The 12879-nt window shown below is 34.3% G+C and carries 9 protein-coding genes, 1 tRNA gene and 5 pseudogenes; 9 read left to right on the top strand and 6 right to left on the bottom strand.

Translation table 11 applies throughout. The features are described 5' to 3' along the window. Positions 1 to 76 precede the first annotated feature (76 nt). From ABLO99_RS07005 to ABLO99_RS06985, 5 genes and pseudogenes are all read right to left on the bottom strand, one after another. Positions 77 to 914, bottom strand: a pseudogene (locus tag ABLO99_RS07005) (IS630 family transposase). 250 nt (positions 915 to 1164) lie between these two features. Beyond that, positions 1165 to 1896: pseudogene (locus ABLO99_RS07000) on the bottom strand (transposase family protein); the annotation flags it as partial. A gap of 242 nt (positions 1897 to 2138) precedes the next feature. Next, entirely contained in the window at positions 2139 to 3950 is a 1812-nt protein-coding gene (gene glmS, locus ABLO99_RS06995) for a glutamine--fructose-6-phosphate transaminase (isomerizing) (RefSeq protein ID WP_349967381.1), read from the bottom strand. 15 nt (positions 3951 to 3965) lie between these two features. Further along, positions 3966 to 4379 (bottom strand): preprotein translocase subunit YajC, encoded by a 414-nt coding sequence (yajC, locus tag ABLO99_RS06990; RefSeq protein WP_047759698.1) that lies wholly within the window; start codon positions 4377 to 4379, stop codon positions 3966 to 3968. Between the two features lie 128 nt (positions 4380 to 4507). Then, positions 4508 to 4584 (bottom strand) — tRNA-Asp (locus ABLO99_RS06985). Between the two features lie 181 nt (positions 4585 to 4765). Between ABLO99_RS06985 and rpsB the strand changes: the two genes are divergently transcribed. The 4 genes from rpsB to frr are packed head-to-tail and all read left to right on the top strand — an operon-like array spanning position 4766 to position 7772. After that, on the top strand, positions 4766 to 5605 hold the full coding sequence (rpsB, locus tag ABLO99_RS06980) for a 30S ribosomal protein S2 (RefSeq protein ID WP_047759844.1): 840 nt from the start codon (positions 4766 to 4768) through the stop codon (positions 5603 to 5605). Next, positions 5602 to 6462: a translation elongation factor Ts gene (gene tsf / locus ABLO99_RS06975; protein WP_349967379.1), complete on the top strand. Its 861-nt coding sequence runs from the start codon at positions 5602 to 5604 to the stop codon at positions 6460 to 6462. Before rpsB ends, tsf begins: the two co-directional genes overlap by 4 nt. A 10-nt stretch (positions 6463 to 6472) precedes the next feature. Then, positions 6473 to 7207 (top strand): UMP kinase, encoded by a 735-nt coding sequence (pyrH, locus tag ABLO99_RS06970; protein ID WP_349967377.1) that lies wholly within the window; start codon positions 6473 to 6475, stop codon positions 7205 to 7207. Positions 7208 to 7214: 7 nt separating this feature from the next. Continuing rightward, positions 7215 to 7772 (top strand): ribosome recycling factor, encoded by a 558-nt coding sequence (gene frr, locus ABLO99_RS06965; RefSeq protein WP_047759701.1) that lies wholly within the window; start codon positions 7215 to 7217, stop codon positions 7770 to 7772. Between the two features lie 231 nt (positions 7773 to 8003). Here frr and ABLO99_RS06960 read toward each other — a convergent pair. After that, positions 8004 to 8490: pseudogene (locus ABLO99_RS06960) on the bottom strand (IS4 family transposase); the annotation flags it as partial. 271 nt (positions 8491 to 8761) lie between these two features. On the opposite strand from ABLO99_RS06960, the pseudogene ABLO99_RS06955 reads away from it, so the two are divergent. From ABLO99_RS06955 to ABLO99_RS06935, 5 genes and pseudogenes are all read left to right on the top strand, one after another. Beyond that, positions 8762 to 10094 (top strand): annotated as a pseudogene (locus ABLO99_RS06955) (IS110 family transposase). Between the two features lie 294 nt (positions 10095 to 10388). Further along, a pseudogene (locus ABLO99_RS06950) lies at positions 10389 to 11113 on the top strand (transposase). A 158-nt stretch (positions 11114 to 11271) separates the two neighbouring features. After that, positions 11272 to 11865 (top strand): recombination mediator RecR, encoded by a 594-nt coding sequence (gene recR / locus ABLO99_RS06945; protein WP_349967375.1) that lies wholly within the window; start codon positions 11272 to 11274, stop codon positions 11863 to 11865. Positions 11866 to 12022: 157 nt separating this feature from the next. Next, a complete protein-coding gene (locus ABLO99_RS06940) occupies positions 12023 to 12421 on the top strand; it encodes a hypothetical protein (protein ID WP_349967373.1) in 399 nt (132 codons plus the stop codon). A 60-nt stretch (positions 12422 to 12481) separates the two neighbouring features. Continuing rightward, entirely contained in the window at positions 12482 to 12865 is a 384-nt protein-coding gene (locus tag ABLO99_RS06935) for a hypothetical protein (RefSeq protein ID WP_349967371.1), read from the top strand. Positions 12866 to 12879: the final 14 nt, after the last annotated feature.

The raw sequence follows: 12879 nt of genomic DNA, 5'->3' as shown, positions 1-12879 counted from the left end.
TTCTGCCTTTATATACTACTTATTTCTTGATTTGTGGACAACCTCTTATAGCTCTTTTCATAATAATCCGAAAAGCTTATAGAAAAGCGGAATCAACAGCATGACGAAAAGATGTGAATAGAGGGATGTTTTTCCTAGCTCTGTTTTTTATAGCAAACCAATGATGCTCAATTTTGTTAAAATCGGGAGAATAAGGCGGTAGATATAAAATTTCTGCGCCAACTCCTTTAGCAAATTCAGTAATCTTATTAGACTTATGAAAAGTAGCATTATCAAAGTTTGTCCAGATCGGTGTCAAAAACTGCTCAAACCATTTATTAACATATTACAGTGGCCTTCAAATGTTAACGGAACAACTATTTTTCTGCCGTTTAAGGCTGCAATCACACTGATTCGTTGAATTTTTTTACCAGATTTTAGAGCATAAAACCTCTGTCCCTTCTGGCAATATCCATAAGGGTAGTCCTCGGTGTTATCAATGCCAGACTCATCTATATAAACTAAGTTTTGAGGTTCTTTTGTTGCTATAATTTTCAAAAATTCAGCGCGTTTTTCTTCGTCCCTTTCTTTGTATCCATATGTCTTTTTTTGCGTGTGAGTCCAATTTTTTTAAGAGCTCGATGAATCGTTGGGATACTAACATTGCTCCAAAGCTTAGCCATTTCCGATAGAGTTTTTCCACCATATTTTTTAGCAAATTCAGTAAATTTATTCCAGTCAGTAATTTTGTGATTATAACCTCCATTTCCAAGTTTTTTTGACTGAAAATCTCCTGTTTCTTTTTTTCTTTGCTGCCACTCCCATAACGTAGTTCTTCCAATTTTAAATCTTGCTGCCACTGCTTCTCTGCTTTATCCTTCTTCTAGTGATTCCATTGCTTTTTTTCTTAAATCATAACTATATGCTGCTGGCATACTTACCTTCACTACTATAAAATCTTATTTTACCTCGTTTGTACTATTATGAAAAGAGCTATACTTCATCTTCTATAGGCACAATTGCTGCAGAAACCTTTTTCCCTATGTTCTTTTGCAAAAACATAAACTATACCTTCAATAACTTTAGAAACACCTAATCTAGACGAACCTAGTGGAATGGAATTATTCATGGTAGAATTGATACAGGTTAATGTTTTGCCTGTTTTTAGTTTTTTTGAACCTGGTTTTATCTCCTCAGAATATTCAAATATCTTTTTCTCGCATTCTTTAACAAAAGTCTTAACAAAAAGATTCTATAACGGTCTGCTATAATTTTAAACCTCTTGAGCAGTTCTATTACATTTTCAATTACTACTCTCTTAGCTTTCGATTTTTTCGTCTTTGCTCTTCTGTCAATGGGTTCTTTTTTGTGTCTTCCTATATGGCAGCCTCTACATTTCCATGAACTTTTTGTATGCCTCAGTAGCCTGCATCTACTAAGACCTTAAGTTCTGGTAATATCGCTACTTTTGACTCTTTAAAAATCCAAAAATCATGCACCCTACCGTTTGAAAATGACGTACATATTGCTCTCTTTTTCTATCACTACTTATGTATTTATAGTGTGCTTTCTTTTCTTGCCAGAGTAGAAATCTCGTTGCTTTTTTTTTGGCCTCTCTATTGCTGCTTCAGTGCTATCCACTACTATAACTTCATATTCTACACCTGACTTTACTAGCTCATTTTGGCCAGGAAATCTGGATGTTTTATTAGAGAACCCATTTTGCTATTTTATACGCTGTGCTTTCACTTACTCCATAGCTTTATGAAAATATGTTCCATATTCCCGCAACACCATAAGCGGCATATTTTCCTCGCTCAGCTTGTTTTTCCTACCTCCTTTAGCCTTTTTTCCTTCCCGTAAAATCTCCACCATTTTATTAAATGTTACCTTTTTTACTCCTGCTAACCTGCGAAATCATCCAACTCTTCTACTATTTCCACCTTTTCCCTCACTAAAAATACTTATCTTGCCATGTTTTTTCCTCTTATCCTAGTTTTTAAAGAAGTCTATTTCTGAACGAATACATACTGATTTCTCATATAAACAATGGTTATGCAAGAAGTCTAATATTAATGATAGCAATGAATTTATTAGCAAAATTCATTAATTTATAACTGACAATTAGAGCTGTTGATTAGAAACTAACTTTAAACAAATTACTCAACTGTAACAGATTTAGCTAAATTTCTCGGACAATCTACGTCTAACCCTTTTTTTGCTGCAGTAGAATAAGCAAGGAATTGCATAGCAACACTGTAGATAATGGGGGAGACAAAATTATCAACTTCTGGAAGTTGCACCACATCTATGCAAATTCCCTTTAAGAGTGGCGCACCTTGCCTATCACTAAAAGCAATTACTTTACCTTTTCTTGCGATAATCTCTTGTATATTGGATAGCGTTTTAAAGAATAAATCGTCGTAAGGGATAATTGCTACAACAAGCACAGTAGAGTCTATTAAAGCAATGGAACCGTGCTTCATTTCTCCCGCTGCAATACCAATTGTGTTAATGTACGAAAGTTCTTTTATTTTTAATGCGCCTTCCATTGCAACTCCATATGAGCTTCCTCTGCCAATTAAAATAACATTATTGTGCTCTAATATACTGTCTGATATATGTTGTATTTTCATTACATCCAAAACATGCTCAACATATTTGGGAATGGAATTAATAGCATCGTTTAGTTGTTTTATCTTCTTTTCATTGAGTATACCTTTTATTTTTCCAAGCTCTACAGCAAAGCATGCTAAAGTTGCAAGCTGCGCAGAAAAGGTTTTTGTTGAAGCAACACCAATCTCGGGTCCAGCAAAAGTATGCAATACAATATCTGAGATCTTCTCGATGCTACTGTTAACTGTGTTAGTTATGCTAATAATCGTTTGTTTCTGCAATCTCGCATAACGTAGTGCTTCCATAGTATCTGCAGTTTCACCAGATTGAGAGATGAATAACCCAGTGCTACCTTCTTCCAGCTTGACGTTGCTATACCTAAATTCTGATGAGATTTCCAGATACACTCGAACTTGAGCAACACTTTCCAGCCAATATTTCGCTATTAGTCCAGCAAAATAAGATGACCCACATCCGACTATAGTAATGTAACCCAGTTCAGAGAATAATTTTTTGTTGGCTTTTTTATATTGCTTGTAAAATTGGTTTATTGTTTTGTTTAATGCATATGGTTGCTCTAAAATTTCTTTTAGCATAAAGCTAGAATAACCGTTTTTGCTAATTAGAAAATTGCTTGGAGTACTATTTTCTATGCTGCGTTTAACTTGTGCGCCATTATTATATATACTAACTTCGCTAGATTTTATTACTGCAATATCATTATCCTCCAAATGCAATATTCTTTCCACAAGTGCACTTAAAGCATTAGAATCAGATGCAGCAAACACTGCATTACAGTTATAGCCTATTGCTAAAGGCAAATTTCTTTTTGCAACAAACAGAGCGTCTGGATATTCTATAAATAATAAAACCAAAGCAAATGAACCTTGTAAGTTGCTTAAACACTTAAATATAGAATCAACTGGCGACAACCCTTCATCAAGATATGAGATTAACATGTTTGGTATCACTTCCGTATCAGTGTCAGTATGGAAAGATATTCCCTCTTCCTCTAGGCCCTTTTTTAACAGATTGTAATTTTCAATTATACCGTTATGAGCAACAACAACATTATTTATACAAATGGGATGAGCATTTTTAAGATTTGGAGATCCGTGTGTAGCCCAGCGAGTATGTGCTATACCAATTGTACTGCTAGATATTTTACTCTCATGAATAACTTCACATAACCTTTCAACTTTACCTTCTGATTTTTTGACTTCTACCTCACCTTTATTATTTATTATTGCTATACCTGAAGAATCATACCCTCTGTATTCCAATTTTTTTAGTCCAGCCAGTAAAGTTGGTACTACTGAATCACCGTTACTTACTATACCCAGTATTCCACACACAACCAGTTTCTTAAATTATGAAGCATTTTTGCCCTTTTTACTTTCCTCTAGTTTGTTTTTTTTGTCATTCTTTTCAATCTTGCCTTTTTCAATAGGTTTAGCTACTACTTTTTGAATTTCTTTGTTTAAGACTTCAGATATAGCAGACTTCAGGATTTTTATTTCAACTTTTGGTGCTATTTCTATTATAAACTGCGCACTTGCCTCATCAACTTTGCTAATTTCACCTATTATTCCACTAGAAGTAATGACCTTATCACCGCGTTTTATTTGATCTATCATCCTTCTATGTTCCTTTAGTTTTTTGTGATTTGGGCGAATAATGAGAAAATAAAATACCACAAATATTAAAATGAGTGGAATAAAACTAGCAAAAGATGTCGATACATTGCTAGTTGCATCTGCTGCAAAGACTTCAGAAATGAACATATTTAATCCTAATTGTTAACGATAAATTCAAGTAAATTAAGCAGTAATTACAATACCATGTCAAGTCTCTGAAAGAAATTACTACAAATCAACAAGAAAATGGATCAGTAAAAGTGCTTCTGATATAATGGCGGGAGTGATGAGACTTGAACTCACGACCTCATGCGTGACAGGCATGCGCTCTAACCAACTGAGCTACACCCCCCATTTCTTTCTAACGTTTGCAACCTTAAAGCTAATCAACGTATTGCCACTTGTCAATATTTTTTGTTTGCGCTTTGTTGTCTTTTGTATTACTATGTAAGTAACTTAATTTCACACATGGCTTATGCAAGTAGTCCCATGAGGGTTATGCCATGGAAGATAAACTATTTGGAGAAGTAAATATGACAAATTTACCTGAAGTTACCATACGTGATTTAGCTGAAGCTGGTGTACATTTTGGCCATAAAATTAGTCGCTGGAATCCCAAAATGGCCCCATATATATACGGTATACATCAAGAGAATCGTATACACATAATTGACCTGCGAAAAACATTATCGTTGCTAAAAGTAGCAATAAAAGCTTTGTATGACGTTGCATCTCAAGGTGGTCGCATTCTATTTGTTAGTACGAAATTTCAAGCTTTGGATATTGTTGCAAGTGAAGCGGTTCGTTGTGGTCAATATTATGTAAATCATCGATGGCCTGGTGGTATGCTTACTAATTGGAATACTGTTTCTTCTTCGATAAGAACCTTGATACAATATGAGAAAATATTAAATGATGAAGATAGTATCTTAACAAAGAAAGAATTAGGAAATATTGAAAAGAAAAGGCGAAAGCTTGATCAGACATTGGGTGGCATTAGAGAAATGGGAGCAGTTCCTGATATTTTATTTATTATTGATACTAACAAAGAGCATATAGCAGTTAAAGAGGCTAAAAAACTGGGCATTCCAATTGTTGCAGTACTTGATACCAATTCTGATCCAGATGATATTGTCTATCCTATACCAGGAAATGATGACTCAAGAAAATCAATAGAGCTCTATTGTAAATTAGTTGCTAACTATATATTAGCTGGAATAGAGTCTAGTTTGGCAAAGTCTAAAGTTAAGATTGATAATATAAAGAGTGATGAGCTTATTATTCAAGAAAAAGAAGAGGGTATTGTGCAAACTAAAAAGAAGCGTAGTAAGGTTCACACAGAAAAAGAAAGGGAGGTAATAATAAGTAAATGAAAATGGATTCAGGTAGTATAAGGGAATTACGCGATAGAACAGGGCTTGGCTTAAGCGACTGTAAGAAAGCGTTAGAAGAGTGTGATGGTGATGTTAAGAAAGCCATTGATAAGTTACGTACAATAGGACTTGCTAAAGCTGACAAAAAGTCTGATAGAGTAGCTTCGGATGGGCTTATTGCTATGTGCTTGACTGAAAATTATGGTGTATTGGTTGAACTCAATTGTGAAACTGATTTTGTTGCAAGAAATGAAAAATTCATAGAATTAGTTTCAAATTTAGCATCAATCGCTTGTCAAGAACGTTGTACTAGTGTTGATGAGTTAAAAAATGCCAAATATGGAGACATTGGCACAGTGCAGGGAGCTATTATGAACGGTACATCAGTTCTTGGTGAAAAGTTAGAGTTAAGCAAGCTTTGCTATCTGGAGGCTAAGGATGGGATTGTTGCTGGTTATGTACATGGTGATGTGCGTAGTTTAGGTAAGATTGGTGCCTTAATTGTATTGCAATCATGTAGTGATAAGGCAAAATTACAAGAGATTGGAAAGCAAATAGCTATGCATGTAGTTGCTATGAAGCCTGAAGCTTTGTCTATAGATGATTTAGATCAAATGAAGTTGAAAAATGAACGTTCTATAATTGAAGAGCAAGTAAGGAGCTTAAATAAACCTGAAGAAGTAGCAAAAAAAATAGTAGATGGACGAATGGCTAAGTACTGTGAAGAAGTTGTTTTACTAGAACAAAAGTTCATAAAAGATGATAAAATAAAGGTTTCTGACTTTATAAAATCAAGCGAGTTGAGTGCTGTTAGATTATCTGATTACAAGTTACTTGTTTTGGGCAGTGCAAACTAAATGGCAAGAAATGTCTTCCTTAGCAGATAAAGTAAAATACTCTAGAGTGTTATTGAAGATCTCTGGTGAAGCTTTGATGGGATCAAAGCAATTTGGCCACGATATGGGAATAATAAGCCAATTATGCAAAGATATAGCTGATGTTAACAGGCTTGGAGTTCAGGTTTGTATTGTTGTTGGTGGTGGAAATATTTTTCGTGGTGCATCTGCATCTTTAAGTGGCTGTGAAAGAGCAAGTAGTGATTATATTGGAATGCTTGCAACTATAATCAATGCTTTGATTTTACAAAATTTTTTAGAAAAAAATTTAGTAGCTTCTAGGGTATTATCTGCAATACCCATGGCCACTGTATGTGAACCTTACATAAGAAGGAAAGCTATTCGCCACTTAGAAAAAGGTAGGGTGGTAATTTTTGCAGCAGGTACAGGCAACCCATTTTTTACTACAGATACAGCTGCAGCTTTACGTGCTGTTGAAATGAACTGTAATGTTATTATAAAAGGTACGCAAGTAAGTGGTGTATATTCTGCCGATCCAAAAAAAAATGAGAATGCTGTGATGTATGATAGGCTTTCTTATACAGATTTGCTAACTCGTGATTTAAAAGTTATGGATGCATCAGCAATTTCACTTGCTCGTGAGAATTCTATCCCAATTATAGTTTTTTCTTTAAGAGAAGAAAAAACGACCGATATTGTTAAGGGTCAAGGTACTTATACTATAGTCTCAGATTGTAAACATTAGGTAATTTATGTTAAACGAAATAAAAGCTAAAACAAAAGAAAGAATGCTAAAAACTATTCAGTCTTTTCATGATGATATGAAAGGTGTGCGTACTGGTAGAGCTAACGCATCATTACTTGATGGTATAGTTGTAAATATCTATGGTGGGCATCAAAAACTTAACCAAGTTGCAGGTGTTTCAGCTATAGATAACAAAACTCTATCAGTTAAAGTTTGGGATATCACTGTTATGGGTGAAGTAAAAAATGCGATACTAAATGCTAACCTGAATTTAAATCCTGTTGTTGAAGGCAATACTATACGTATAGCTCTTCCGGACTTAACGCAAGAAACCCGTGAAAAATTAGTGAAATTATTGCATCAATTTTCTGAAAATGCACGAGTTGCGATTAGAAATATACGCAGAGATGTTATGGAAGAAATAGAGGAAATGAAGAAAAATAAGCAAATCTCAGAAGATGATTTTCATGGTGCCAAAAAGGAAATACAAAACATTACTGATGATAATGTAAAAAAAATCGATGACGACTTATCTATTAAAGAAAAGGATATATTGCATCATTAGGTTAATATGAAAGAAATCTTCAGTAGTGAAAAAACATACAAGGGTGTCGTACAAATGCAACTGTATGAGTGCTGTGATTCATAGTTTATCTAGATTCTCAGTATTATGCACACAATTATCGCACATTACTATTTGCAGGTAATTTGCATAGTAGATGATGTTATTTCAGACTGGAACCAATCTTTATGTAATCTCACTAAAAACGCGGGAGTGTTAAATAAACCATACGCGTCAAGTTAAGGAATGTAGAGAGCTTAAAGTAGATACCCTGGTCTTCCTATATCTGTCTTTCAAAGAAAACTTTGACCAGATTACAGTAAGCTTTTTTAGAAAAATTTTTAAATTACTGACAATATTATTTAATATCAAAAAGAGCTCTCTAACCCACCTTTTCAATTCAATAAATGCCTTTGTTAAACTGTGTTCTTTTTTAGTTTTGTAATCATTCCGTGAAATACGAGAATAGCACATAATTTTGTGTATAGCTCGCATAATACTCTAAATGGATTTGTCTTTCCTTTTAGTTTATCAAGATTGATATGACTTTTATATAGTTTAAATAGTAATTCGATTTGCCATCTTACTCTATAAACCGTCAACAGCATTAATTTTACTCTCTGGAACATTAGTTATAAATATTGACCAATCTAATAACTTTTGATTCTTTTTAGAAGATATGTGATTTTGCTAATTTATTAGCTTTTCTTCTTCTGGCTAGCATCGAACAGGCAAAACCTGTCAAACCAAAAAGAAACTCCCTAATTTAAGTTTTTAGTAATTTGTTGGTATAATTGCGTAGGAAGCACTTCTGCAGTTATGACCGATATCCCAATGGTGTCACAGTGCCCGTTGGTTAGCATGGTTTTGAAGGTGACGGTTAAACCATTGATGGAGTCTATTCAGACTACCTCGTTTAGGAGAGTGCCTTAATTTTACCGTCTCAAGCTGAAGCGCTTCTTCAATGATAAATTATATACTAAAGGTATAAAATGGCAAAAGTAAAAAATAAGTTGGAAGTAATGAACCCTAATGCGGCAGGAATAGACATTGGCTCATCTGTACATTATGTATGTGTTCCAGAAGGAAGAGATGAGCAACATATCCAAAAGTTTGGTTGTTTTACAGTGGATCTGCATAACTTAGCAAAATGGTTGAAGAAGTGTGAAATTAAAACGGTAGCTATGGAATCAACGGGAGTATATTGGATTCCTTTATTTCAAATACTTGAATCATATGGATTTGAAGTAAAATTAGTAAACGCGCGGCATATTAAAAATGTACCTGGTAGAAAATCTGATGTTCAAGATTGCCAGTGGTTGCAACAGTTACATAGCTATGGACTGCTCCAAGGATCATTTAGACCAGATGATCAAATTTGCGTACTGCGTGGCTACGTCAGACAACGTAATAATCTAATCAGAAGCGCAAGTACACACACTCAACGCATGCAAAAGGCATTAATTCAGATGAACATTCAGTTACATAAGGCAATTAGTGATATTAACGGTGTAACAGGTATTAGGATTATTGAAGCGATAATTGAAGGTGAAAGAGATCCTGAAAAATTAGCTGAATTAAGGGATGGACGAATAAGAAATGATAAATCTACTATTGTAAAGGCATTAACCGATGACTACAGAGAGGAACACTTGTTTACACTTAAGCAAGAATATGAAGCATATACTTTTTTCCAGGAACAAATAAAGGAATGTGATAGAAGCGTTGAAAGCTACTATAAAACATTTGAAACAAAATCTGATGAGAGCAAATCAACAAGTAAAGCACAAGGCAAGCAAAAAAATGATCCAAACTTTAATTTGCATGAAGAATTATACCGGGTTATCGGGATAGATTTTACTAGATCCAGGATTCAGTGTACTAAGTATACAGACCATAATCTCAGAGACTGGTATCAACCATAACAAATGGCCAACATTTTCGTCTTGGTTGGGGCTGAGTCCTGGTAATAAAATCACTGGAGAGAAAGTGTTTAGCACGAAAACTTGTAAAGTCGTAAATCGTGCTGCAAATGCCTTACGGCTTGCTGCACAATGTGTATCAAAAAGTAATACTGCTCTTGGTTCACAATGCAGAAAGTGGAAAAAACGACTGGGAGCTCCAAAAGCGATCACTGCTATGGCAAGGAAATTAGCATGTATCTTTTATAATATGCTAAAGTATGGACAAGAGTATGTCGAAAAAGGAATTGATTCTTACGAAAAACTTTATCAAAACAGGGTTATGAAAAATCTGAGTAAAAAAGCTTCTGAATTTGGCTATATCCTGGTAAAAAAAGATGAGTTAGTTCAAGGAGTTTCTTAGGAGAAAGGATCAGTTAATTGAAGGAGTTTATTAGGAGAGATATTTTGAGAGCTCAAAATCTATCTTTGTTTGCAGACTTTCAATTAATTTTTCAACAAACGTATCTTCTTCAACGTATACACACATCTGTCGTATGTATGCTGCATTTTTTTCTAATCTTTTTTACACAGGAGGATTTTATGTCCAGAATTTCAGCTATAGCCCTTCTAACAATAGTAGGAACAGGATAAAATAGGGACGGGGTAACAAGAAGGTAAAAGTGCCAGCAGCAGCTATGACTTAAGGAAAAAAGCCATTCAGGCGTTGGATGAAGGAGAGGGTAAAACAGCAGTAGCAAAGAGGTTCAAAATTGGTAGAGTAACATTGTACAAATGGGAGAAAGGCGCAAAGAAACAGGAATCGAAGAAACTGGGGAATAGGGGTAAAATCACCGACTGGAATGCGTTTGCAGAATTTGTACGGCGGTAAAACACAATCAGAGGTGCTGAGGCAATATAAGTCGTCAAACGATTCATAGAGCTCTAAAAAAATGGATTTACACGCAAAAAAAGACTTATGGATACAAAGAAAGGAATAACGAGCTGAATTTTTGAAAGTTATATTTGCAGAATCTCCTAAAAATCTGGTGTATATTGATGAATCTGGATACAAAATGTACGGGTATTGTAGAAAGGGAGAATGCACTAAAGTCAGGTAAAAAAACTCAGCATGATTGCAGCTTTAAACAAGGGTCGACCTTCGAAGATTATTGTGATACAGAGGTTTTTAATGGCTGGTTCGAGCAACTTCTGGCACCGATCTGGACAAACGGTAATTTTGGATAATACAATTTTTCATAAGTCTATAAAGATTGTCGAATTTGCCAAAAGCGTTGATGCAGAAATTCTCTCCGTATTCTCCTGATTTTAATGACATTGAACACCATTGATTTGCTATCAAAAACAGAGCCAGAAGCTCTGTTTAAATCTTTTTGCCAAGCTGTCGATTCTGCTTTTCTTCATTTGTTTCCACTATTATGAGAAGGGTTATAATATTTCTTTTAATATGATATGCTTAACTTTTTTTTCAAGACAGGTTCTGAGAAAAGTGGGAAATTTTTCCATAAAGTTAAAGACTTACTGCTTTCTTTATGAAAGGTTTGATGTTATGGTTTAATGAGCTATCCTGAATTTATTGAATGAATACTAATATAAGAAATTTAGTTCATGCTTTTTCTAAATTGCCAAGTTTAGGGCCATCATCATCAAGAAGGTTAGTTATACATTTACTTCAAAACAAAGAGAAAGTCATGCTACCACTTGCATCTTTGGTCAGAGAGTTAGCGGATCTTATAATAGAGTGTAAGATTTGTGGAAACTTAGATACTAAATCGCCATGTTCCATTTGTATTAACCCAAAGCGCGACACCAAATTAATGTGTGTAGTAGAAGAATTAGGCGATCTATGGGCATTTGAAAAAGGAAATATATACTCAGGTATGTATCATGTTTTAAGTGGCAGATTGTCAGCAATAAATGGCGTAGGTCCAAAAGAACTCAATCTTGATAACATTCCTAAAAGAGTTACAGAATTTAAAATTGAAGAGGTCATTATTGCAATCAATCCGACATTAGAAGGCCAAGTTACTGCGCAATATATAATTGAATTGTTAAAAAACTCGAATGTCAAAATATCGCGCCTTGCTTGCGGCATACCAATAGGTGGAGAAATTGACTACCTAGATGAAGGGACGCTGAAGATAGCGCTTACGTCAAGACAGGATATTAAATAATATTCCATTTCTTTTTAGCAAGCTATAAGTTTTTTATCATACTACCACTACTTATAAAATACTAAATTTTAGTGGCATACTTCAGCCTAAAAACTTGCTTTACTAAATTCTTGAAATATTGTACATTTAAAGCATAGTGTTTTAAAATGAGGGAGTTATGTTAACTTTTGCACGAGATGGAGTACGTTATACTTATAATTGGTTAATCAAAAAATCAAGATCAATCGCTCTTGATTTCATTGCGCTATTTAACAAAGAATACGCAGATAGTAAACGAATTGGATATATAATAGAAGATCATCTGGTTAGAAAAGATCTGATAAATATTGAGCCTGAACTTGAAATCAAATATGACCTAAAAAGAGATCTGATGAATATTGGACCTAAATTTGAAATCAAATATGTCCCAAAAAAAGTAATGGAACAAGAACATAGATCTATTGAAAATCTGAAAAATGTGATTCGAGTAAGAATTGATGATCAAATTAGGTCGGGGGTGTCGAGGTTTGGTTATTGTTATGATGGGCAAGATCCTTATTTTTATGCAATCAGTTAGGCACATAAAATAAAGGGAATAACAAAAGATAATACGGACTTAGTTCTTCTTTTGTGGCTAATGTATGTTCATGTACCTATAGATGAACATGGAGAACTATTAGAGGATCTTGTAAAAAATCACTCCGGTAATAGAGCTGAGATGATAGAAAAGTTATATTCACTTCAAGAAGAAGGTAAGTTATCAATAAATAGTCGTGAAAGCCTAGATGGGATAATTAAAATATCCCCACTTATAGAGAAGGAGTATATTTCAAATGGGAAATTTTCTATTATGCAAATGATAAATTCTGGCAATTTACATGGCTTAGTAGAAAGGTTAACAAAAGATACAGAAGGAAGGGTAAAAGAGTTAACCGGCATAGATATTCAATATAGTCCCAAAAGCAGTTTGAAGAACCTTTCCATTCATGCAGTGATAGAAAATTATGGATTATTTAAGTAAGTGGACTCTTAACT

The organism is Wolbachia endosymbiont of Armadillidium arcangelii, from assembly GCF_040207875.1.
Classification (GTDB): Bacteria; Pseudomonadota; Alphaproteobacteria; order Rickettsiales; family Anaplasmataceae; genus Wolbachia.
The sequence above is the reverse complement of the archived record's forward strand: the minus strand, read 5'-3'. Positions and strand labels throughout refer to the sequence as shown.

Excerpts from the sequence above, each read along its gene's own strand:
- yajC (WP_047759698.1), bottom strand. The coding sequence starts at position 4,379 with ATGTTCATTTCTGAAGTCTTTGCAGCAGATGCAACTAGCAATGTATCG.
- rpsB (WP_047759844.1), top strand. The coding sequence starts at position 4,766 with ATGACAAATTTACCTGAAGTTACCATACGTGATTTAGCTGAAGCTGGT.
- tsf (WP_349967379.1), top strand. The coding sequence starts at position 5,602 with ATGAAAATGGATTCAGGTAGTATAAGGGAATTACGCGATAGAACAGGG.
- pyrH (WP_349967377.1), top strand. The coding sequence starts at position 6,473 with ATGTCTTCCTTAGCAGATAAAGTAAAATACTCTAGAGTGTTATTGAAG.
- frr (WP_047759701.1), top strand. The coding sequence starts at position 7,215 with ATGTTAAACGAAATAAAAGCTAAAACAAAAGAAAGAATGCTAAAAACT.
- recR (WP_349967375.1), top strand. The coding sequence starts at position 11,272 with ATGAATACTAATATAAGAAATTTAGTTCATGCTTTTTCTAAATTGCCA.
- ABLO99_RS06940 (WP_349967373.1), top strand. The coding sequence starts at position 12,023 with ATGTTAACTTTTGCACGAGATGGAGTACGTTATACTTATAATTGGTTA.
- ABLO99_RS06935 (WP_349967371.1), top strand. The coding sequence starts at position 12,482 with ATGTATGTTCATGTACCTATAGATGAACATGGAGAACTATTAGAGGAT.